Source organism: Actinomadura chokoriensis (assembly GCF_041463665.1).
GTDB classification, from domain to species: domain Bacteria; phylum Actinomycetota; class Actinomycetes; order Streptosporangiales; family Streptosporangiaceae; genus Spirillospora; species Spirillospora chokoriensis_A.
This window is the reverse complement of the sequence record NZ_JAXCEJ010000005.1, coordinates 54,104-76,348: the sequence shown is the minus strand read 5'-3', so window position 1 is coordinate 76,348 and position 22,245 is coordinate 54,104. Positions and strand designations below refer to the sequence as shown.

Annotated in this window: 20 protein-coding genes; 5 read left to right on the top strand and 15 right to left on the bottom strand. The window is 72.1% G+C overall.

Annotated elements, in window-relative coordinates; genetic code table 11:
- Positions 1–2 precede the first annotated feature (2 nt).
- From SM418_RS10820 to SM418_RS10810, 3 genes are all read right to left on the bottom strand, one after another.
- Entirely contained in the window at positions 3–1,433 is a 1,431-nt protein-coding gene (locus SM418_RS10820) for an MFS transporter (RefSeq protein ID WP_371940742.1), read from the bottom strand.
- Between the two features lie 157 nt (positions 1,434–1,590).
- The gene (locus SM418_RS10815; protein WP_371940743.1) at positions 1,591–2,394 is read right to left on the bottom strand and encodes a YhjD/YihY/BrkB family envelope integrity protein; all 804 of its coding nucleotides are present in this window, start codon (positions 2,392–2,394) and stop codon (positions 1,591–1,593) included.
- Complete coding sequence (locus SM418_RS10810; RefSeq protein ID WP_371940744.1) at positions 2,391–2,780, bottom strand: PLD nuclease N-terminal domain-containing protein; 390 nt, start codon at positions 2,778–2,780, stop codon at positions 2,391–2,393. The genes SM418_RS10815 and SM418_RS10810 overlap by 4 nt, the downstream gene beginning before the upstream one ends.
- Positions 2,781–3,033: 253 nt before the next feature.
- Between SM418_RS10810 and SM418_RS10805 the strand changes: the two genes are divergently transcribed.
- A complete protein-coding gene (locus SM418_RS10805; RefSeq protein WP_371940745.1) occupies positions 3,034–3,768 on the top strand; it encodes an aldo/keto reductase in 735 nt (244 codons plus the stop codon).
- A gap of 66 nt (positions 3,769–3,834) precedes the next feature.
- Here the strand turns inward: SM418_RS10805 and SM418_RS10800 are convergent, their stop codons facing one another.
- Both SM418_RS10800 and SM418_RS10795 read right to left on the bottom strand, forming a co-directional pair.
- The gene (locus tag SM418_RS10800; RefSeq protein ID WP_371940746.1) at positions 3,835–4,815 is read right to left on the bottom strand and encodes an NAD(P)-dependent alcohol dehydrogenase; all 981 of its coding nucleotides are present in this window, start codon (positions 4,813–4,815) and stop codon (positions 3,835–3,837) included.
- A 217-nt stretch (positions 4,816–5,032) separates the two neighbouring features.
- Positions 5,033–5,749 carry a TetR/AcrR family transcriptional regulator C-terminal domain-containing protein gene (locus tag SM418_RS10795; protein WP_371940747.1) on the bottom strand — a complete coding sequence of 239 codons (717 nt, stop codon included), beginning with the start codon at positions 5,747–5,749 and terminating at the stop codon, positions 5,033–5,035.
- Between the two features lie 229 nt (positions 5,750–5,978).
- On the opposite strand from SM418_RS10795, the gene SM418_RS10790 reads away from it, so the two are divergent.
- On the top strand, positions 5,979–7,364 hold the full coding sequence (locus tag SM418_RS10790) for an MFS transporter (protein ID WP_371940748.1): 1,386 nt from the start codon (positions 5,979–5,981) through the stop codon (positions 7,362–7,364).
- Here SM418_RS10790 and SM418_RS10785 read toward each other — a convergent pair whose 3' ends face one another.
- The 5 genes from SM418_RS10785 to SM418_RS10765 form a co-directional block, all read right to left on the bottom strand.
- Positions 7,365–7,769, bottom strand: a complete 405-nt coding sequence (locus tag SM418_RS10785) for an RNA-binding S4 domain-containing protein (RefSeq protein WP_371940749.1) — start codon at positions 7,767–7,769, stop codon at positions 7,365–7,367.
- A gap of 12 nt (positions 7,770–7,781) precedes the next feature.
- The gene (locus tag SM418_RS10780; RefSeq protein WP_371940750.1) at positions 7,782–8,750 is read right to left on the bottom strand and encodes a 1-acyl-sn-glycerol-3-phosphate acyltransferase; all 969 of its coding nucleotides are present in this window, start codon (positions 8,748–8,750) and stop codon (positions 7,782–7,784) included.
- A 1-nt stretch (position 8,751) separates the two neighbouring features.
- Positions 8,752–9,597: a patatin-like phospholipase family protein gene (locus SM418_RS10775; RefSeq protein ID WP_371940751.1), complete on the bottom strand. Its 846-nt coding sequence runs from the start codon at positions 9,595–9,597 to the stop codon at positions 8,752–8,754.
- Between the two features lie 106 nt (positions 9,598–9,703).
- Complete coding sequence (locus SM418_RS10770) at positions 9,704–11,629, bottom strand: glycoside hydrolase family 3 protein (protein WP_371940752.1); 1,926 nt, start codon at positions 11,627–11,629, stop codon at positions 9,704–9,706.
- Positions 11,630–12,220: 591 nt separating this feature from the next.
- Positions 12,221–13,198, bottom strand: coding sequence for a DUF2382 domain-containing protein (locus SM418_RS10765; protein ID WP_371940753.1), 978 nt, complete (start codon positions 13,196–13,198; stop codon positions 12,221–12,223).
- Positions 13,199–13,557: 359 nt separating this feature from the next.
- On the opposite strand from SM418_RS10765, the gene SM418_RS10760 reads away from it, so the two are divergent.
- Positions 13,558–14,646 (top strand): matrixin family metalloprotease, encoded by a 1,089-nt coding sequence (locus SM418_RS10760; protein ID WP_371940754.1) that lies wholly within the window; start codon positions 13,558–13,560, stop codon positions 14,644–14,646.
- Between the two features lie 43 nt (positions 14,647–14,689).
- Here SM418_RS10760 and SM418_RS10755 read toward each other — a convergent pair whose 3' ends face one another.
- The 3 genes from SM418_RS10755 to SM418_RS10745 form a co-directional block, all read right to left on the bottom strand.
- Positions 14,690–15,274: a class E sortase gene (locus SM418_RS10755; RefSeq protein ID WP_371940755.1), complete on the bottom strand. Its 585-nt coding sequence runs from the start codon at positions 15,272–15,274 to the stop codon at positions 14,690–14,692.
- 108 nt (positions 15,275–15,382) lie between these two features.
- Complete coding sequence (locus SM418_RS10750) at positions 15,383–16,426, bottom strand: chaplin family protein (RefSeq protein WP_371940757.1); 1,044 nt, start codon at positions 16,424–16,426, stop codon at positions 15,383–15,385.
- Between the two features lie 189 nt (positions 16,427–16,615).
- Complete coding sequence (locus tag SM418_RS10745; protein WP_371940759.1) at positions 16,616–17,446, bottom strand: hypothetical protein; 831 nt, start codon at positions 17,444–17,446, stop codon at positions 16,616–16,618.
- Between the two features lie 346 nt (positions 17,447–17,792).
- Between SM418_RS10745 and SM418_RS10740 the strand changes: the two genes are divergently transcribed.
- Positions 17,793–18,050, top strand: coding sequence for a hypothetical protein (locus SM418_RS10740; protein WP_371940760.1), 258 nt, complete (start codon positions 17,793–17,795; stop codon positions 18,048–18,050).
- Positions 18,051–18,207: 157 nt separating this feature from the next.
- Here SM418_RS10740 and SM418_RS10735 read toward each other — a convergent pair whose 3' ends face one another.
- Positions 18,208–19,482, bottom strand: a complete 1,275-nt coding sequence (locus tag SM418_RS10735) for an FAD-dependent oxidoreductase (protein ID WP_371940761.1) — start codon at positions 19,480–19,482, stop codon at positions 18,208–18,210.
- Between the two features lie 27 nt (positions 19,483–19,509).
- Positions 19,510–20,751, bottom strand: coding sequence for a carboxylate--amine ligase (locus SM418_RS10730; RefSeq protein WP_371940762.1), 1,242 nt, complete (start codon positions 20,749–20,751; stop codon positions 19,510–19,512).
- A 104-nt stretch (positions 20,752–20,855) separates the two neighbouring features.
- On the opposite strand from SM418_RS10730, the gene SM418_RS10725 reads away from it, so the two are divergent.
- On the top strand, positions 20,856–22,226 hold the full coding sequence (locus SM418_RS10725) for a glycoside hydrolase family 26 protein (RefSeq protein ID WP_371940763.1): 1,371 nt from the start codon (positions 20,856–20,858) through the stop codon (positions 22,224–22,226).
- The last annotated feature ends 19 nt before the right edge of the window (positions 22,227–22,245 follow it).

Here is a 22,245-nt window from a genome sequence, read left to right as displayed (position 1 = left end):
ACTCACTTGGTCGTTCGCGCCCGCTCGCGGGTGTTGGCTGGGGCCGGCGCGGCGGGACGGACTCGGTGGCGGACGGCCAGGAGGGCGACCGCGATGCCGAGCGCCCCCGCGGCCGTCGCCAGCTGGAACAAGGTGGTGTAGGTGGAGTCGGGGGTCGCGCCGCGCGGGGCGTCGGCGGAGGCGATCACGGCGGCGGCCGCCGCGGTGCCGACGGCGCCGCCCACGGTGCGGGCGATGTTGTTCAGCCCGTTGGCGGTGCCGGTGCGCTCCAGCGGCACGATGTCGGCGATCAGCTTGGGCAGCACACCTATGACCAGGCCGGTTCCGACCCCGACGATCGCGTAGAACACCACGTGCTGCCATTTCTGGTCGTGCGCGAGGGCGAACAGCACCGACCCGGCGGTGATGAGGGCGAACCCTCCTGCCATCGGCCAGCGGGGCCCGAGCGCGGTGGTGAGCCGTCCGACCGCCATCCCGGCGGGGATCACCGCCAGCGCGCCCGCCAGCATCAGCAGGCCCGCCTCGGTGACCGAAGCACCGAAACCGGCTCCGGTGCCGCCGGGCCGCTGCTGCGCGTACTGCGGCAGGGCCAGGTAGAAGAAGTACGAGCCGGTGCCGAACAGGAACGCAGCCAGATGTGTCATCAGCATCGGCCGGTCGGCCAGTTCGGCGACGTCGATGAGGGCGTCGCCCTTGCCTCGCTCCACCGCGATGAGCGCGGCGAACAGCAGCCCGCCGAGCGCGAACAGCCCGAGCACCCGGCCCGACGACCAGCCCCACGCCGGGCCCTTGGCCAGGGCGAGCAGGACCGCGACGAGGCTTCCGCCCAGCAGCCCGGTGCCCGGCAGGTCGATCCCGCCTCCGGCCGTGCGCCGGTCGGCCGGCACCCACAGTGCCACCAGCGCCAGGCTCACCAGCGCAAGCGCGGCGCCCAGGACGAACAGCCACCGCCAGGACAGGTGATCGGCCAGCAGCCCGCCGGCGATCAGACCGGCCCCCGCGCCGGCTCCGACGACCCCCGACACCAGCCCCATCGCGAAGGGCAGCCGGGTGCGCGGCAGCGCGTCCCGCAGGATGGCCATCGACAGGGGGACCAGCGCCAGCGCCGCGCCCTGCAGCACTCGCGCGGCGATGAGCTGGCCGATGTTCTGTGACGCCGCCGCGCACGCCATCCCGACCGCGTAGACCACCAGCACCGCCAGGGCCACCCGCCGCTTGCCGTACTGGTCGCCGAGCCGTCCCAACAGCGGTGTCAGCACCGCGCTGGACAGCAGGAAGGCGGTGAGGATCCAGGCCGACGTGGCCGGGGTCGTGTGCAGCCCGACCTGCAGCACCTTCAACGCCGGGACCACGACGGTCTGCATCAGCGCGTATCCGAAGACCGCCACCACGAGGGCGATCAGGGGCCTGGTCCCGCCCCGCTCGTCGCTCACCGCGCACCGCCCCGCGCCCGGTACTCGATCATCCGCATCTCCTTCGCAGTACGAAATATACGTAGTGCGAAGTACAATAGTTCTTACTACGAACGATCGTCAACGGGAGGCGTCATGCCGCGGCGGGGTGAGGATCCCGGCCCCCGGGTCGCTCCGCTCAGCGGGGCGAACGGGACCGGGCGCGGTGCTCGGTGTACAGGCCTCCGAGAACCGAACCGAGGTGGACGACCACTCCCACGGCGACCAGCCAGGACAAGATGACCATGACGACCCCGATGAGTCCGTAACTCTGGTTGTTGACCACGATCTGCTCGGAGAAGAAGCGGGCCGAGAAGGCGCCCAGCCCCAGGCAGCACGCTCCGGTGGCCACGGCTGCGGGGAACGATGTCCGCCACCGCACCGCACCCGCCAGCAGGATCTCGATGCTCAACCACCAGAAGAGCGTTGCCAGCACGAGGCCCAGCAGGTTCTGTGCCACCGCGCCGCCGATCGGGCCCAGGAATCTTCCGACAACGGCTTGGATCGTGCTGTAGCCGAAGAGCGCGACCAGCCAGAGGAACCGGTCGATCGAATCTCGCCAGCCCCGGCTGGGAACGTCGAAGACCCGCTGGTACCAGCCCTGCAGGACCCCGGCCACCGCGACGGCGCCGACGATCAGCAGGCAGGCTCCGGCCACCGTCAGCGATCCGGAGATCGAGTCTGTTTTGAACAGGCCCGCCACAGCCTCCGCCGCGGGCTTGTCCAGGCCCAGCCAGCCGGCCACCACCGTGGCGGTGTCCCGGCCGAGTGCCGTGGTGACGACGATGAGGAACGGGAAGAAGCACAGGACGGCGAGGGCGGCCAGTTGGAAGGAGTTGCCGATGAAGTCCAGGGCGGTGAGCCGCGCCCAGATCGGGTTCGACTCGGCCGCCCTGAAACGCGTCCGTCCACGGCGGGGGCGCCTGTGGGCCGTGCGACTCACCCCGTGAGGACCTTGGTCTTGGCGCGCTGGAATTCATCCGCGGTCAGATCGCCGTGAGCCTTCAAATCCGCCAGGCGGGCCAGTTCCTCGGAACTGCCCCCGGCGGGCGGGACGCTCCCTGCGGAAGCCTCGTGGTACCGGGCCGCGAATTCTCGCGTACGGGCCATCTCTCGCTTGCCCATGCCCTTGCCGCGGGCGATCAGGTACATGAAGACGCCCAGGAACGGCAGCACGATGACGAAGACCGTCCAGGCGGCCTTGGCCAGGCCGCTCAGGGAGTCGTCACGGAACAGGTCGCCGATCACGCGGAACAGCAGCACGAACCACAGCACCCAAAAGAAGACCCACATCATGGTCAAGAAAACGTTAAGAAGTGGGTAGTTCATCGTCCAACTCCCAACATCTCTGATGGGGAATTATCTGCGAATATACTAAGCTTTTCGCTATCTCCTCTTCTACTCGCTATCGGTAGCGGTCGGGTATGTCGACGGTCAAGCCGCAGCCCGGACGCCAAGCCCTCGGGGGCCAGAGGCACCATCCAGCCTCGGGAGCGCGGCCTTCGGTCTAGGCCGGGCGTCCGGGGGCAGAATGCCCTGCATGACTCGGACTGTGAATCTGCCCGGTGGTACCGCGATGCCGTTGATCGGGTTTGGGACCTGGCAGCTGGGGTCCAGGACGGCGTACGAGTCGGTGCGCGCTGCGCTTGAGATCGGTTACCGGCATATCGACACCGCGACGCTGTACCAGAACGAGGCGGACGTCGGCAGAGCCGTGAAGGACAGCGGCCTGGGTCGGGAGCAGGTCTTCGTCACCACCAAGCTGCGCCCGCAGGACGCGCGGCACGCCCGCCGCACCCTGGAGTCGAGCCTTCGCCTGCTCGACACCGGCTACGTGGATCTCTGGCTGATCCACTGGCCGACCGGCCAGGACGAGCTCGTCTCGACGTGGCGGGAGCTGCTGTCCGCCAAGGACGCGGGATTGGCCCGCAACGTCGGGGTCAGCAATTACAGCCCGGCACTGATCGACGAGCTGACCGAGGCGACCGGACAACAGCCGGCGGTCAACCAGGTTTCGTGGAGCCCGGCGCAGCACGACCCGGCCCTGCTGGACGAGCACCGCCGCCGGGGAATCGCGGTCGAGGGCTACAGCGGCCTGAAGAACACCGATATGCGCGATCCGGTCCTCACCGGGATCGCTCAGCGGCACGGGGTCACTCCCGCCCAGGTCGTCCTGCGGTGGCATCTGGAACACGACATCGCGATCCTGCCCAGGTCCTCGCGCCGGGAGCACATCGCCGCCAACTTCGACCTGGACGGTTTCGCCCTCACGAAGGACGAGGTCACCGCGATCGACACCCTGACCCGAACCGGCTGACCGGGGACGGGCGAGGGTGCGTGCAGATCGCTGCGGTGCGCATCGGAGCCGCCGGGATCACACGCGTTAGAACCTGATGGCCACTTTGCCTCGCGCGTGGCCGCGCTCTATGTAGCGGAGCGCTTCGGGGAGTTCGGCGAAGGCGTAGGTCCGGTCGATGACCGGGGATATCTGCTCCTTCTCCATCAGCTCGGCGAGGAGGCGGAGGTCCGTGGAGTTGGGCTTCCAGCTGACGGTGGCGATGCGCTGGCTGACGAAGGGGGCGGCCAGGGCGCCGCGGGCCACCTGGGCCGCCGGGCCGAGCAGTCCGCCGCGGGCCGAGGCGATGCCGCCCACGATCACGAGCGTGCCGCGGGAGGTCAGGGGGCGGCGCAGTCGCGCCAGTGACCGGTCGCCCACGATGTCCATGAGCAGGTCGTACCGCCCCTCCCGCTCGGTGAAGTCGTCGCGGGTGTAGTCGACGACCTCGTCCGCGCCCAGGGAGCGGACCAGTTCGATGTTGCGGGTGCTGCACACGCCGGTGACCTCGGCTCCGAACGTCTTGGCGAGCTGGACGGCGAACGTGCCGATGCCGCCGGAGGAACCGTTGACGAGGACGCGCTGCCCGGCGGAGATCCGGCCCACGTCCCGCAGCCCTTGGAGCGCGGTGTGCGCGGCCATCGACACCGACGCCGCCTGTTCGAAGGTGAGGCGGGCGGGCTTGAGGGCCAGCCGTCCCTGCGGGACGGCGACGGTCTCGGCGAACGAGCCCAGCCGGACCTCGCCGAAGACCGCGTCGCCGGGGCGCAGCCCGGTCACCTGGTCGCCCACCCGCTCGACGACGCCGGCGAGATCGGCGCCGGGGACCAGGCCCGGCTTCGGCCGCCGCAGGCCGATGCTGAGCCGTACCAGCTTCGGATCCGCCCCGACGTGCCGCCAGTCGTAGGGGTTGACGGAGGCCGCCCGTACCCGCACGAGCACTTCGTCCGGGGCGATGGCGGGTTCGTCCATGTCCTTGAGGGTCAGCACCTCGGGCGGGCCGTAACGGTCCCAGCTCCAGGCTTTCATGGCGTCTTCCTTTCGGCCGGTGTTCCGCCTCGGTCGGTCGGGACGACGATCTGAGCAGACGCCGTCGTACGTCGTAAGGTTGTCATACGGCGTAAGGTAATCGTACGGCGTAAGGCGGTCAAGGGTTGCGGCGGAAAAGGTTCGGGTGAGTGCCCGAAGGCGTGGGACGTCCCGCGCGCCGACCGGCGTCGGCGGGCTCAGTCGCGCCCGGAAGGGGTCACGAGGCGGAGGCTCGGCGCCGTTCCAGACCTTCCAGGATCAGGTCGAGCGCGAACTCGAACTCGAACTGGTCGTCGCAGAAGCCCAGGGTGCCGTCCGGGTCGTCGTGGACGGCGTCCGCCAGCATCCCGACGATGTTCGGGAACCGGTCGGCCATCTGCTCCATCATCGCGGCGGCCGCGGCGTTCGCGTCCTCGGCGCCGTCGGGCTGGAACAGCTCCTGGGTGAACCCGAGGGCGCGGCTGCCGAGGACGTGCAGCGCGCGGTGGGCCAGATCGAAGGAGAAGCCGCCCGCCCGGAGGATGGCGACGACCTGATCGAGGTAGGCGATGACGACCGGGCTCGCGTCGGGGCGGGTTTCGAGCACCTGCGGGGCCCAGCGGTGGCGCAGGAGGACCTGCCGGGCGGCGAGGATCCGCGCGCGCAACGCGGCGCGCCAGTCCTCTTCCGGGGACGGAGCCTCGGCCTCGTCCACCGCCGCCATGATCTCGCCGAGGACCACCTCGACGACGCCGTCGAAGACGGCCTCCTTGTTGGCGACGTGGTGGTACAGCGACATCGCCTCGACCCCGAGCTCCTGCGCGAGCCGGCGCATGGTGAGCGCGTCGAGGCCGTCCCGGTCGGCCAGCCCCACGGCCGCACGCAGCACCCGCCTCCGGCTCAGCGGGACACGGGGCTGCTCGGTCAGCTCGTCGGCGTCGGTCCGTGGGGTCATGGATCTTCCTCCCGGCGCACTCTACCCGTACACGGTAAGTCTCCCAGCAGCGCGAACGCCCCCGTCGAAACCGGAGACGCGGCAGGACGCGCTCGCTCGGCCGCGCAGTGGCGGAGTCCACGCGGGTCACCGGCCCCGGCGGGGGTGGTCGCCCGCACGACATACCTGGTCAGCGCACGGGCAGTAGTGGTTGGTGACATCGGCGCGAACCCCGCGGTCGTGGAGACGGGTGCGCCGCGCCCTGGCGGACCGGCTCGGTGGGGGGCGCCGGGCGCGCGCCGTGGTGCTGCTGGCGTGCGTGCTCGCGCTGAACACGGCCGACGTCGGGGTCGTCGGGGCGATCGTCCAGGAGTTGCGGCACGCGCTGCACATCGGCAACACGCAGGTCGGGGTGCTCACCGCGGCGCCGGCGGCGGTCGGCGCGCTCGCGACGCTCCCGGTGGGGCAGCTGACCGACCGGGTGCCGCGGGTGCCGCTGCTCGCGGGCAGCGTCGTGCTGTGGAGCCTCGCGATGATCGTCGGGGGGCTGGCCGGTTCGTACGAATGGCTGCTGGCGTCGCGGGTGGCACTGGGCGCGGTGACGGCCACGGCGGGGCCGACGGTCGCGTCCCTGATCGGCGACCTGTTCCCGCCGCAGGAGCGGGCGGCGACGTGGGGGCGGATCCTGGCCGGTGAGCTGGTCGGCGTCGGGTTCGGGCTGATCGCGGGCGGGAACATCGCCGCGGCGCTGAGCTGGCGGGTCGCGTTCTGGTTCGTCGCGGGGCTCGGGCTCGTGCTGGCCGTGCTGCTGTGGCGGATGCTGCCGGAGCCGGAGCGGGGCGCGCAGGGGCCGGTGACGGGCCGGGGCGAGGAACCGGCGCGGCGGCAGGTGGACAAGGCCGAGGTGGAGCCCGATCCGCGGATCATCCTGGACACCGATCCGGAGAGCATGACGCTGCCGCAGGCCGTGCGGCACGTCCTCAGGATCCGCACGAACGTGATCATCATCGTGGCGTCGACGATCGGCTACTTCTTCTTCGCGGGGCTGCGCACCTTCGCGATCGTCTTCGTCCAGGAGCGGTACTCGCTCAGCCGCCCCGAACTGTCGGGGTTCATCCCGGTCATCGGGGTGGCCGCGCTCGCGGGCGTGCTCCTCGGCGGGCGCCTGGCCGACCGCCTGGTGCAGCAAGGCGTGGTCACCGCGCGGGTCATCGTGCCCGGGGCGGCGTTCGCCGCGTCCGCGCTGCTGTTCGTGCCCGCTCTCCTCACCACGCGGGCGCTGGTCGCGCTGCCGCTGTTCACGCTCGCCGCCGCCGCGCTCGCCGCCGCGAACCCGCCGCTGGACGCGGTGCGGCTGGACGTCGTCCACTTCCGGCTGTGGGGGCGTGCGGAGGCGGTCCGGACGGTGGTCCGCATGGCCGGGGAGGCCGCGGCGCCCGTGCTGTTCGGCTGGCTGTCGGAGCAGTTCGCGGCCCAGGACGAGACGGCCACCGGCCTGGACCGGGCGTTCCTCTTCGCGCTGCTGCCCCTGCTGATCAACGGTCTGCTGCTGACCAGGGCCCGGCACGGCTACCCGCGGGACGTGGCGTCGGCGCTGGAGTCCGAGCGCCGCTACGGCGGCGAGCGATCCGTCTGATCAGTCGCCTTCGGGCGGTTCGTTCTGGACGCGGTAGCGGTCGAGGATGCGTTCCAGCTCGCGGCGGTCGCGCTTGGTGGGGCGACCCGCGCCGCGCTCGCGCCGGCCGACCGGGATGAGCGCCTCGCGGGGCGGCGGGGGCGGGCTCTGGTCGATCAGGCATTCCTGCGCGACAGGCGCCGCGACCCGCTTGCGGACGATCTTCTGCACGACGACGATCCGCTCCCGCCCGTCATGGCGGAGCCGCACCGTGTCGCCCGGCTTCACCGCCGTGGACGGCTTGGCGCGCTCGTCGTTCACGCGGACATGCCCCGCCCGGCACGCCGTCGTCGCCATCGAACGGGTCTTCAGCAGCCGCACGGACCAGATCCACAGGTCGACCCGCACGGACCCCTCGTCGCCCATGCGTCCATGATGTCACCCGGGCGAGGGCGCCCGGTTCGCGGCGATCCAGGCGTCGGCCCGCTCCCATTGTTCGAAGAGCCAGTCGACGCGGGCGTCCCGGCCGTCCGGGACGTCCTCGGCGGGGATGCGCCACCAGCGGGCGTGGACGGTGCCGGTGAGCGGGATCCGCCGCCAGATGTCGCCGACCGTCGCCATGTCGTCGAGCCCGACGTGCGCGATGAACACGACGTCGGCCGACGGGGCGGAATCGAGGGCGGCGAGCACCCCGCCGGGTCGGGGCGGCATGAGGTTGCGCATCGCGGCCGCGCGGGTCGCCTCCTCCGTGCGCCGCAACCGGGTCAACCGCCGGATCGCGCGGCGCCGCCGTGCCGGGGAGAAGTTGCCGCCCTCCGGGAAGATCAGCAGCGCGTCGCGGGGGCCGAGCCCGGCGGCGAGCCGGCCGATGTCCGCGACGGCGCCGCCGCCCGGCGTGACGAACACGTTCGGCATGCGGTTCGCGGCGATGTCGATGCAGGGGTCGAACTGGAGCTGCGCCTTCATGACCACGCGGGGCCGCCGCCGGTAGTCGGCCAGCAGGTGGTGGACGATGAGGAGCGCGTCACCGGGCCCGGCGTGCCGGCTGAGCACGATCAGCGGGCGGTCGCCGGGCGGCACGTCCCCGCCGCCGTCTACCTCCACGCGCAGGCCGAGCCGCCGCTGCGCCGCCCCGTACAGGCCGGCGACGTAGCGGCGGATGACGTCGTAGTGCCGGTCGTCGTGGGCGCGGCGCAGGATCCACAGCCGGCCGCACTCCAGCACGGCGGCCGACTCCCGCGTCCCCCAGGCGAGCGTGAACCACAGCAGCCGGAGGACCCGCTTGCGGTCGCGGCCGATCAGGAACGCCAGCGTGAACGCGACCGGGAACAGGACGATGACCAGCAGGGTCAGCACGAACAGCAGCGGAGTGAAGACCATCCGGCGGACGAAAGGGGCAGGCAGCATCTCACGCTCGTTCTTTGAGGTACTCCAACGATGCCTGGTGGGCGCGTTCGATGTGCGCCCCGATTCCGGACACGTTCCGGTAGCGCATCTGCGCGAGGTCGACCCCGGCCTTCTGCGACTTGCCGCCCGCCGGCAGGACGTGCACGGTCAGGCCGTCCGGGAGGGTCGCCATCTCCTCGAAGAACCGGTGCCGGCGCGCGATCTCGAACGCCACCATGCCGACCTCCCACGGGCGGCGCGGCGGCGGCAGGTCGCGCTCGATGCGCCCGACGTGCAGGACGTAGATGGTCGTCGCGCCGAGCATCACGGCACGGCCGACCGGGATGCTGTGGACGAGCCCGCCGTCGTAGTAGTGGCCGTCCCCGACCCGGACGGGCGGCAGCAGGCCCGGCGCGGCGCACGAGGCCAGCACCGCCGGCGGCAGCGGCCCGGACGTGAACCAGTGCGCCATCGCCGTCTCGATCCCGGCGGCGACGCACTGGAACGGGACGGCGAGTTCCTCGAACGTCCGGACGGGGAGCAGCTCGTCCAGCATGCGGCGCAGCGGCTCGTTGGAGTGCAGGTGCGTGCCGGAGCGGGCGAGCGTCCACAGCCGGGAGACCATGCGCGCGCCGAACACGTCGCGGACGGACTCGTCCGACCAGAGGCTGGTGAGTCGCTCGACGGCCGTGTCCGGTTCGGCCGCGACGAAGACGCCGTTGAGCGCGCCGATCGACGTCCCGACGACGAGGTCGGGGCGGACGCCGGTCTCCTCCAGCGCCCGCAGCATGCCGACCTCGTGCGCGCCGAGCACGCCGCCGCCGCCGAGCACGAACGCGGTCCGCGGCTCCCGATCCACGTTTTCCACGGAGGCAGCCTCTCCCGAGTAAAGCGGGATAAACCGGACCGGCCGCCCGAGGGGTGACGGGCGGCCGGTCCTGGGCAGGGGTCTCGGCCCGCGGCGGGCAGGCCGGTCAGCGGCGGGTGCGGAGGCCGTGGCCGTAGGGGAACAGCGGCGCGTAGTCCCGGTCGCCGATGTTGATCGGCTCCTGGCCCTCGCTGCGCGGCCACGTCACCGGCAGGCGGCCGGTGAAGGGACGCCTGCCGAACAGGACGTCCGCGACGCCCGCGCCCTCGCTGCCCGGCAGCCAGGACATGACGAACGCGTCCATCCTGGGCAGCCGGTCGGTGACGATCTGCGGCCGTCCCGCGACGTCGAGGACGACGCACGTCCGGATCGCGCCGCACACCTTGTCGATGTTGGCCTTGTCGGCGTCCGACAGGTTCAGCGTGTGCCCGTTGCCGACGTCGCCGACGCCTTCCGCGTACGGGGTCTCGCCGACCACGACGATGCCGACGTCATTGCCGGACGTGGGCGCCGACGCGTCCGCGCTGTAGGTGACGTGGGACGAGTTCTGCTCTATGCCGTCCAGGATCGTCGTGCCCGGGATGATGCCGCCGGACGATCCCTGCCAGGTGACCGTCCAGCCGCCGGCCTGGTTGCCGATGTCGTCGGCGTTGACGCCCGCGACGTAGATCCGCTCGCCCTTGCGCAGCGGCAGCGCGCCCTGGGAGTTCTTCAGCAGGACCTGCGACTTGGCGACGGCCTCGCGTGCGACCGCCCGATGCTCCGGCGAGCCGATCGTCCTGGCGAGGCCGCGGTCGGTGTAGGGGTGCTCGAACAGGCCCAGCTCGAACTTCGCCTTGAGGATGCGGCTGACGGCGTCCTCGATGCGCGACGTCTTCACGCGTCCCGCGCGGACCTCGTCCAGCAGCGTCCGGACGAACTGCGGGGCGCTGTAGGGCTCCATGAACATGTCCATGCCGGCGTTGACGGACGTCCGGACCTGGGTCGGGTAGTCGCCCGGGAGCTGGTGGACGGCCTCCCAGTCGCTGACGAGGAACCCGTCGAAGCCGATCTTCTTCTTGAGGACCTCCGTCAGCAGCTCCGTGTGCGCGCTCATCTTGACCGGGTTGCCGACGCCGTCCTCCGTCCAGTCGACGCTGGAGAACGACGGCATGATGCTGCCCACGCCGTACTTGCGCACGGCGGTGACATAGGGCGCGAGATCGACCTTCGCGAACGTCCTGCGGTCGGTGACGGTGACGCCCTGGTCGATCGTGTACGTCCCGCTGGTGGACGAGCCGAACACCGTGTCGCCGTCCCCGGCGTAATGCTTCGCCGTCGCGAGGACGTGCCGGTTCGTGGCCAGGTCGCGCTTGTTCCCGCCCTGGAAGCCCTCGATGGCGACGGCCATCTCGGTCACGAGCCGCGGGTGCTCGCCGAAGCTCTCGTACGTCCGGCCCCAGCGAACGTCACGGCTGACGCAGACGCACGGCGCGAACACCCACTGAGGTCCGGTCGCCTTCGTCTCGACGGCCGTGATCTGCTCTTCCTTCCGGACGAGGCCGGGGTCACGGGTCGCGCCCATCCCGATGTTGTGCGGGAAGACGGTCGCGCCGACGAGGTTGTTGTGGCCGTGCACCGAGTCGATCCCGTACAGGAGCGGGATCTTCAGCCGGGTGGCGAGCGCCTTCGACTGGTAGGCGTCCACCATGTCCGCCCAGCCGGACGGCGTGTTGTCGGCCGGCACCGACCCGCCGCCCGAGAGCACCGACCCGAGGGCCAGGGTGGTGATCTGGTCGCGGGCGCCGTCGACGGCGCCGCGCTCGGCCTGCGTCATCTGGCCGACCTTCTCCTCCAGCGTCATCCGGCCGAGCAGGTCGCTCACCCGCTCGGCGACGGGGCGCCGAGCGTCGAGATAGGCCGCGGGCCCGCGCGCCCGCGCGGCCAGCGCGGGATCCACCGCGACGGCGGACGGCAGGGCCGCGACGGTCGCGAACGCGGCCAGTGATCGCCCGATCCGGGTGGCGATGAGGCGTCTGTGGGGGTGTCGCAAGTCGTCCCTCCTGGGTCGCTCCGGGGACGCCGCGCGGCCCGGCGGACCGCGCGCTGCCGGGAGCGGAGGTCGTGGCTCGCCCGGACGGCCACGACCTCCGCGCTCGGCGGCGTCGTCTCCCAGGAACCTCCCCCGGCCCTCCGCTACCTGTCAACAAACCTGCCTATTTCGCGGCCGGCCCTTGCGAAAACCATGGAAGAGGGGTTGACGGCCACTGAACACACACGTCGGTCAAGCGCCCCGGGCGGGCGAAGGCCGAGTTCGTCCCCGCCGGGCCGGCGCCGCCCGCCGACGTCGGCGCGCTCGCACCCGCCGCCGCCCGTGGCCACGTCCGGTCATGTCCGGACCTGTCCGGGCGTGCGAGCGCCCGGGCCGGCCGGCGGGTGAAACGGGCGACCCGGGCGCTCTATCCGGTGTGGCGTGTACTCAGGACCTGGTCGTCGATCGTTCCGGCGGGCGCGGCGGCGAAAGGCCGCCACCGCCCGCCGGGGACGGGCAACTCACGTGGACGAGCGGATCACTTATGGACTGCTCACGTGGAAGGCGGATCACATGGAGGCGCGGGCGCCGGTCTCCGCGGTCGGCCCGCCACTAGGCACCCGTGCCCCCGTCGCGGGTGACCTCGATGCGCTCCTTGCGGAGCTCACCGCGCACCGTCTGCTCGTCCTGCACCTGCTCGGTGCGCACGTGGACGCGCTCGACGGGGACGGTCTCCTTGGCGATGACCGGACGCTCCTCGTAGAGGATGATCTCGCGGTCGTCCTCGCCGATGGTGATCTCCGGGTCCGGCTCGCCGCCCACGATCGGCTCGCGGTCGATCTTGATCTCCTCGCGCGAGACCGGGACCGTGCGCTCCACCATCTCCGTCTCGACGAACTTGTGCACGTGGACGCGGCCGGCCTCGTGCCGCTCGGTGTCGATGTGGAACTGCTCCTCCGACCGGGTGATCTCGGCCGCCGGAACGCCCGCGCCCTCGCCCGCCGGCCGCGGCGGCATGGCCTGCCCGCGCTCGCCGGTGCGGTCCGGGTGCACGGCCATCCCCGGGGCGCCCGTCGTCCCGGCGGTGGGCCTGGCGGTTCCCGGGGTCCCGGTGGGCTCAGTGGTTCCGGTGGTCTCGGCAGTGCCGGTGGGCTCAGTGGTTCCGGTGGGCTCGGTGGTTCCGGTCCGGCCGGTCGCGGCCCTGCCCTCGCCGGTGGGACGTCCCTCGTCGGCCGTCCGGGGCGTGTCCTGCTGGCCGCCCTCACGTCGGCCGCCCGGCGGGCGTACGCCGTAGTGGCGGTACAGGTCCACGATCTGGGCGTGGGACAGATGCTCGTCCGCGTCGACGTTCGGAGCGCCCTTGATGGTCTCCTTGTCGTAAGGGACCTGAAGCATGTCCTTGTTCTTGCGCGAGCCGGACAGTGGGACGAAGCTCTCCCGCATCCCGAACCATCCGGTGTGGACGGTCACCCACTCCGGGGCACCGGAGTCGTCGTTGAGGTAGACCTGCTTGATCGTGCCGACCTTGGTCCCGTTGGTGTCGGTCACGCTCATGCCCATGAGCTCCCGCACCTGTGTCTGCGTCTGCACGTTGAACACCTCTGCTTCCGTGAACGCTGCCGGGCGGAGGGGGCCAGGGGGAGGTGTGGTCCTGCGCCCGACCTCCCGGCAACGGTGTTCTATTTGATCCCGAGTTGCCGGATTACAGGCTGCTTTTCCGTATGGGGGCGTAATAAACACGTTTGCTCGATTATGGAAGGCAATTTACTAGATTCTTACCACCCACCGCGCCGCACCAGTCGGCCATTTCTCGACAAATGCCCATTGAACAGATCGGCCACGGATACCGGGACCCCCGGCATGGTGATCATTTTAGGAAGCGCCCGTTTCCCTTTCCCGGCCCCACGAAAGACTGCCAGGGGACGTTCCCGCACATCGGAGAAACTGCTATGCGCGACTTTCCACGGGCGGCCCGGCGGGCCGGGGCCATGGCGGCCGCCACCGCGCTCGCCGGTACGGCGTTCAGCGGCACGGCTTTCAGTGGCACGGCGTTCGGCGGCACGGTCTTCAGCAGCACGGTCTTCAGCGGCACGGTCTTCAGCGGCACGGTCTTCAGCGGCACGGCGCCCGCGGGGACCGCTCCGCCCCGGCGTCCGCCCGCGTGGTGCAAGCCCGGCGGGACGCTCTCCGCCCGCGCGATGCCGCAGCGCGTGAAGATCGCCGACTGCGACCTGCGCGGCCGGACGGTCCGCGGCGCGAACGGGCTCGTCGCGGTCGTCCCGTCCGACGGGACCTCGCTGGTCGCGCACGAGATCCGCACCGACGGCGGCGCCGAACTGCGCATCGCGGTGGATCCCCGGGCCGGCGAGATCACCGTCGGCACGGACGGCGGGCGGGTGCCGCAGGGCCGGCCGCGCGGCTTCCGGGCGCCGGCGGCCGCGTGCGAGGACGGCGTCCACCGCGCCGAGCCGAGCAGATGGCCGAAGGGCGCCACCGTCCAGTGGCGCTACTACGCGGGGACGGCCGGGCTGCCGGTGGAGCCCATCGCCAAGGCGATCTCCAACATGGTCGGAGCCCGGACGGACTGCAACGGCGAGGGCCGCTTCGCCGTCCCGCCGGACGTGGGCGAGCGCAACGCCGGGCAGGCGGACCGGGCCCCGAACATCACCGGCGGCGCCACCTGCGGAAACCGGGACCGGGTCAACACCTTCGGCTGGCACGCGATGCCGGACGCGGGCAGGGACGTCCTCGCGGCGAGCTGCACCTGGTTCGACGGCCCGACGACGGTCGAGACCGACATGGCGTTGCAGGCACAGGGCAAGCGGTGGTGGACGAGCGGTTCCTGCCCGGCCGGGAGCTACTCCGCCGAAGCGGTCGCGACGCACGAGGCGGGCCACGTCCTCGGGCTGGCCCACGTCGAGGGGACCGAGCACGAGAACCTCACGATGGCGCCGTCCATCGCGTCGTGCGACGACGGCCCGGCCACCCTCGCGAAGGGCGACTACGACGGGCTGATCGCCCTCTACGGCGGGCGCTGAACGGTGCGGAGCCGCACCGCGCCGTCCAGCGCCCGTCCTCCTGTCAGCGCTTCGGCCGGAGTTTCCCGACGACGACGAGGCGGCGCCGGTCCGACCCCTTCGGTGTGCAGCTGATCAGCGTGACGTACTGGCCGTGCGGCGCGCTGCGCCGATGGAACGGCACCGGTTCCAGGGCCCGCCGGTCGGCCGGCCTGATGACGCGCTTGACGCTCACCCGGTATACGTAGGTCGTCCGGCCGACGCGCAGGACGATCCGGTCACCGCGCCGCATCCGGTCGAGCTTGTTGAACGGGCGCAGCCAGGTCGTCCGGTGGCCGAGCAGCACCGTGTTGCCGTCCCGGCCGGGAAGGCCCGTCCCCGGGTAGTGCCCGACGGCGCGCCGCAGCACCTTCTGGGCGACGCCCTGCCGGACGTCCGCCTTCAGGTGCATCCGCTTGATCCGGATCGTCCCGATCAGCGCGCCCTTTCTCGGACGTGCGGCGGCCACCGCGGGCGCGGCCTGCGGCATCACCCGCACGTGCTCCGCCGCCCGCACCTGCGCTGACGCGTGCGCCTGCGGGACGCCCAGCACGGGCGCGCAGCAGAACGCCGCGACGACCGCCGCGCCGAGGGTTGTTCGGTCGAGCATGGTTCGTCTCCATCGAGCTGGGGTGCCGATGACATGGGAAGGGGCGGCACGTCTGCCGCCCCTCACCTCGTTCGCCGGTTGCGGATCGTCACCCGGGCCGGCGTGCGATCAGCTCAGGACCGGCGACCCGATCCGGACGGGCGCCCCGGAGCCGGCGCCCGGCAGCTGCGGCCCGACCTGGCCCGGCTGCGCGTCCATCCCGGGCACCTTGGCGAGCCGGCGGAGCGAGTCCAGCAGCCCCTGCACGCCGGGCAGGCCGTCCGCGCGGCGGTAGTTCGCGCCCGTGTTCGCCACGCGGTGGGCGTCGCCCCGCATGGTCGACGGCAGCTTCTCGTGCTTGGCGGCCGGGCGGTGCTTGGACGGCTTGTACGGCTTCTTGTGCTTCTTCACCGGCGGCCGCCACGGCTTGTGCGGGTGCTTGTGGTGGTGCCCGTGCTCGTGCCCGTCCCCGACGGACGCGCCGCCCTTGCACTGCGCCTGCGCGAGCCCGAGCACCGCGACGGCGTTGCCGCACACGTTGACCGGGATGCTGATCGGCAGGAAGACCTGGTTGCCGTTCAGCAGGCCGAAGTTGCCCGAGCTCTGCATGTCCACCTTGCGTTCGGCCATCCGCTTGACGGACGCGCCGCCCTTGCACTTCGCCTGCGCGGCCCCGAGCACCGCGACGGCGTTGCCGCACACGTCGACCGGGATGCTGATCGGCGCGTACACCTGGTTGCCGTTCGCGATGCCGAAGTTGCCGGACGTCTTCATGTCCACGCCCTTGCCGTGGCCCTGGCCGCCGCCGTGGCCGCCGTCCCAGCCGCCGACCGCGCGGTGGCCCTGGACCGCCGCGTGGCCGCCGGCCGCCCGGTAGCCCTTGCCCCCGTCGTCGCCGTCCTTCGACCGGTGGGACGACACCGTGGCGCCGCCCTTGCACTGGGCCCGGCTGAGCCCGGCGATCGCGACCGCGTTGCCGCACACGTCGACCGGGATGCTGATCGGCGCGTACACCTGGTTGCCGTTCAGCACGCCGAAGTTGCCCGACGACTCCATCTTGACCCCGCCGTCGTGATGGCCGCCGTCCCAGCCGCCGGCGTTGGCGGTGGGGCCGAAGGCGGCTCCCATGGCGAGGGCGCCCGCGGCCACCAGGGCGGCGCGGGAGGTGCTCATTGCCCACATACGCATGATGTGTTGCTCCTGTCTTCTGGATCGGTGGTGATCGCCGCGGCACCCTTCGGGTGGGCGCGACGCCGGCAGCGGCCAGGCTCGGCCGTTGCTCTTGAGGAAGGTTCAGTGAGGGCGGACGGCGTGTCTCGCACACGCGGTCGCCGGGAAACGGCCGCTGCGGGCCGGTTGCGCCTAGTCGGGGACGACGGACGGGCCGCCGGGCGCCGCCACGTCGGTCAGCGCGGTGCGCCGGAACGTGCTCGCGTCCACGGCGGTGGGCGCCGCCGGGGACCGGCGGCTCGGCAGGTCGGCGACCGGCACGATCTGGTGCCCGCCCGCGGAACCGCCGCCGCCCTTCGGAGCGTCCTGCCCGGGCGGAACGGGTCCGTGCGCCGGGGCACGGTCGTCACCGCCGCAGCGGGTGCAGTCGCCCGCCTTCTGGTCCGCGACCGAGACGGGAGCGACGGCCGTGTGACGCGCCCCGGAAGCCTTGTCCTTGGACTCCGCCTTACCGGTGGCGCCGGCTTCGTGCTGCTCCTCGAGCCGCTCGGGAGCGGCCGTCTCCTGACCGGGACGCGCGTCGTTCACCGGGTGGACGAGGTCGCCGATGACGGGCCGCTCGGGCCCGAGGTCCGGGATCCGGACGTGCGGGACGCCGGTGTCGCCGGCGAGTTCGCGCACCTGGCCGATGACCCGGTCCTCGCCGGCGAGCAGGCCCCTGTCCGTGAGCAGGTGCTTGCCGGCGAGCAGGTGCTTGCCGGTCGGCAGTTGCTTGTCGGCGAGCAGGTCGTGCTGCCGCGACCGGACGTACCGCACCGGGTCGTCGCCCACCTCGCGCACGCCCTCGGTCACCGTCCGCAAGCCGGGCGCTGACGTGAGGTGCCGGAGCGCGCCCGGCCCCTCCGCCGGCGCGGCGTGCGACGGCTGCTCCGCCGCGTACGCGGAGTCGCTCAGCGCGGAAAGCGCGAACCAGCCCGCGAAAGCGAAACCGGCAATGGCGGCGATCCGCAGGAGAACGGGCACGAGGACATGCCGCGGCCGACCCTGGAGGCGAGTCGCCTCACGCTGGATCGGAACGGAATCCACTGCCGGTTCTCCTTCTCGATTCGAGGACTGGTCGAAGGTAGCACCGAGACCGGCCCGCGCAAGGAGCCAAACATTTTTTCCCGCGCGTGTCCCGGGAACATTTACCAGCGCATGAATCCGGCTTTTACCGCACCAGGGTTTCCGCCGACACAACGCCTGCTTTGCCGGAATCGACCTATTCACCGAACATCCCATACCGATTCCGGGAGAAGCATGGCGGACGGTATCCAACGCGCTACAGTGGGCGAACGGCGGTCACCCGGCCGCTCACCGAGGAGCTCCCATGCCCAACCCCTCGTCCGCGAGCACGCGCCTCCGCCCGCTGCGCCGGCGCCGCGCCCCCCGCCGCCAGGCCCACCGGTTCCTCACCCGCGCCGACCTCGACCGCATCGCGCTCTCCGACGTCCCCGCCGCTCAGGGCCCCAGGACCCGCCGCGGCTGGTCGTCCGCCTGGACGCTGTACTGGCGCTGCCATTGGGCCGTGGCCACCGCCAGAGCCGAGCAAGCCCGCCGCCGCCGCGCCCGCGCGACGAGGTACTAGAGCACCGCCCCGAGGGCCGGGACACAAAACCACCCCTAGAGGAAAATCCTCAACCCGCGGAACCGGGACGGCACGGTCGGGGCGTACGCCGCCGGGGCTCGGCTTTCAAAGGCTCGCCTCCAGGAGCGGGTGCTCCTGGAGGCGAGCGGTTCTCGGACTACTGGCGGGTCGTGTCCGGTTCCAGGACTTCTGCCAGGCGGGCCGCTGTCGGGCGCCTGCGAGGGGTCCGGTGGATGATGTGGTGGGCTATGCGCGTCGCGGCGAAGTCGGCGCCGTGGACGAAGCGCATCACGGGGCCGAAGATGGACGCCGCCGCCAGGCCCGCGAAGTACAGGCCCGGTGTGGACGCCTCGAAGTCGCGGCTCAGGACCGGGGCGCCGAGGCGGGTGCGGATGCCGCCGCGCAGTTCCGGGGCCAGCAGGCCGAGGCGGCCGACGTCCGGGACGAAACCGGTCGCGGCGATGACGTGCTCGACCTCGACGGCGATGCGGCGGCCCGTCCGGTCGAGGGTGGTGAGGGCGACGCCGTCCTCCAGTTCCACGGCCTTCGCCACGCGGCGGCCCGTCGAGACGCGGACGCGGTCGTCCAGGCGGTCGCGCAGCCACCAGGAGCCCGCGGGCGGGAGCGTCTCGCGGACGATCCGGCGGCGCGTCTTCTCCGGCAGGTAGCGGACGAGGCCGGGGCGCTCGGCCCACAGCCAGGTGCGGTAGCCGGTGCCGAGGCCCGAGCGGGGCCCGCCGAACACCCGGTCGCGCAGGGCGCGGTGCTCCTCGGGGACGGTGTTCCAGTCGATCTCCTGCCGCCGGGCGACGACGTGCGGGTGCGCGCCCACGTCGGCCAGCAGGACCGCCGTCTCGAGAGCCGACTGCCCGGCGCCGACGACGGCGACCTCCTTGCCCGCGAAGAGGGAGAGGTCGCGGTGGGCGCTGCTGTGCGAGACGAGCCAGGACGGCATGCCCGCCAGCTCGTCCGGGACGTGGGCGAACGGGCCGACGCCCACCGCGACCACCACGGCCCGGGCCGCGATCGTCTCGCCGGTGGACAGGGTGACGGCGTAGCCGCCCTGGCCGGCCCGTTCGATGCCGGCCCGTTCGATGTTCACGACCTGCGCGTCCCGATCGTCCGCGCGCTGCGGGACGGCCTCGGCGGCGAACCAGCGGCCGTACTCGACGAAGGTGTCCAGCGGGATCGGCTGCCCGATCCGCCATCCGGGATGCAGGTCGGTGAACCGCATCCCCGGCTGCGGTGACCCGAGGTTCGACGCGAACGGCTCGGATTTCAGGAACATGCCCTCGGGCATGTTCGCCTCCCAGAACCGCATCGGCTCGCCGATGATCCGGATGTCGAGCCCGAGGTCGCTCAGGTGGGCGGCGGTCGACAGGCCGTAGGGCCCGGCGCCGACGATCACGACGTCGCTGGCCGAGTCGCTCATGTCTCTTTCCCCCGTGTGATTGTGGTGTTACCTGGTGCGGAACCGCTCTACCGCACGGATCACGCTCCGCCGGCCCATCGCGAGGAAGGGCGGCAGGTCGTCACCGGCGTACCAGGCGAACTCGTCGGCCTCGCGCAGCGGGCGGAGGGTCCCCGCGCGCAGCAGCGGACGCCCGGCGGCCTGCTGGAGGTAGTGGTTCTCCACCAGCAGGGTGCGGCCGAGCGCCGGGCGCGCGTCCGGGACGCGGCGGCCGGACTGGTCGAGATGCAGGGCGCGGGCGAGGTCGAGCCCGTTCCGGTCGGTGAACAACCGGAACTGCGCCCCGATCCGGGGGTTGAAGTCGAGCAGGTGGTAGCGGCCGGTGTCGGCGTCGAGGCGGAAGTCGAGGTCGACGAGGCCGCGGCAGCCGAGCAGCCGGACGATCTGGATCGCGAGCCGCTGGAGTTCGCCGGCGTCGACCCACTCCCCGGCGACGGTGTGCCCGGCCTGCGGCGGGTGCGCGAGGTGCTTGCGGCCGACGCCGCCGAACAGGCAGTCGAGGTTCCGGTCGAAGTAGCCCTGGAAGAACCAGTCGCCGCCGACCGGCGGGATGCGGCGCTGCAGGATCAGCGGGCCGGCGTCGCCGTCCGGGTCGCGGTCCCGGGTGGCGGCGAACAGCCGGTGCAGCTCGCCGAGGGTGCGGACCAGCGTGGTGCTGCGCATCCCGCGGCCGAGCCGCCAGGGCCGCGCCCACTTGGCGATCACCGGCAGGCCGAGCGCCTCGGCGGCCTCGTCGACGTCCGCGGCCGACTCCGGCGTCCGGCTCGGCGGGCAGGTGATGTCGTGCTTCTCGCAGGCGTCCCGCAACAGGGACTTGTCGGCGACGCCGCGGGGGACGTCCGGGTCCTGGTGGGGGAAGACGAAGCGGGGCCGCAGCGCGTCCGCGTGCTCGGCGATGAAGATCGCGCCGGCGTCGTCCATCGGGACGAGCAGGGTCTCCCGGCCGATGCGCTCGCCGATCGCGCGCAGGTGGCTCAGCAGCCCGGCCGGTTGCTCGGCGGGCGGCGCCCACGGATGCCCGCGGTACAGGTAGCGGGAGCGGGACGCGGGGTTGGCGCGCCCCTCCATGATGGCGTGGACGGGCACGCCGGCGCGGCCGAGACTCCGGATCGCCGCGAGCGTCCCGTGGTGGAAGAAGTTGCGGTCGGTGCGCAGCAGCAGGACGGGAAGGCCGGGATCGAGGCACGTCCGCGGCAGGGTACGGGTGGCGAAGAACATGTGTTCAGCCACATTCCCCAGGGTTATGGCGCACGACAACCTTCCTAACGTAAATTCTGCGTCCGTTCCGTCCATACGACTTTTTCGCAGTGGACGCCCAAGGGCATATGATACGCATGCGTGCTGTGGATATCCATTCAGCCGGGCGGCCATTCGAACGGCGGCGGAAAAGGGCGATTCCCTTCTGTCCGCTGCTGCCGCTTCTGGCCGCGTTCGCCGTGCTGGTGACGCTCGTGGCGTCGACGGCGGTGACCTGGCTGCGCCCCCAGGCGACTCAGAAAGCGCCGTCATATGTGCCCATGGGGGCATTTCTGGGTTCGGGCACGGAAGGGGTGGCCCGGGTCGCCCAGTTCCAGCGGTGGCTCGGCTCGACGGTGACGGTGGGGCGCACGTACCTGCCGGGCGACGACTGGCGCGAGATCGAGGGGCCGCAGGACATGCTCGTGCCCTGGGCCCGCTGGAAGGCGGCCGATCCGCGGCGCCTGCTGGTGGTGAACGTGCCGATGATGGCGCCGAACGAGGCGTGGATCTCCCTGCCGGTGCTGGGCTCGCTGCTGCGCGGCGGCGCTTCGGGCGCGTTCGACGGCCACTACCGGACCCTGTCCGAGCGCATGGTCTCGGCCGGCGCGGGCGACGCGATCATCGTCCTCGGCTGGGAGATGAACGGGGAGTCCTACGGCGGCAGGTGCGCCGCGGACCCCGGCGCGTGGAAGGAGTACTGGCGGCGGATCGTCGCGGCGATGCGCGCGGTCCCGGGGGCGCGTTTCCGTTTCGATTTCGCGCCGACGCGGGGCCGGGACACGATCCCGTGGATGGACTGCTATCCGGGTGACGACGTCGTCGACATCATCGGGTCCGACAGCTATGACCAGCCCGCGGGAAAGTCGTTCGCGGATTTCGTGGAGGAGCCGTACGGGCTGCGCGCGCAGGCCGATTTCGCCGCCGCGCACGGCAAGCCGCTCTCGTTTCCCGAATGGGGACTCTTCCGCAATTCCGACAACCCCGATTATGTTCGGGGAATGCACGACTGGATCATGTCGCACAATGTCGTGTACCAGTCGATCACCGACTACTGCCCGCACGGCGTCTGGACGTGCGCCGGCAACCCGCGGTCGACCGCCGCCTACAAGGAGCTGTTCGGCGACGTGACGGCTCCGCCGCCGAACTCGCCGTCTAATCCGACCGTCCCGCCGGGGACGACGGCCCCGCCCCCGGACCCCGGGTCCGGCCCGACCGCCCCGCCGGAGACGGCCCCGCCGCCGAACGCACCGCCGCCGAACCCGCCGGCGAACCCGCCGTCCGGTCCGAACCCGCCGTCCGGTCCGCCGCCGGCGACGACACCGTCCCCGCCTCCGGCGAGGCCCGAGGAGACGGGCGCACCGGCCGGCGCACCCTCGCCTTCGAGGGCGTTGGCGGGGGCGCCGCCGCACCCGCCCACGTCGCGGGTGACCGCGGCGAGCAGCGCCATCGTCGCGGTCACGTCGTAGCCGCTCGCGGCCGCGGCCG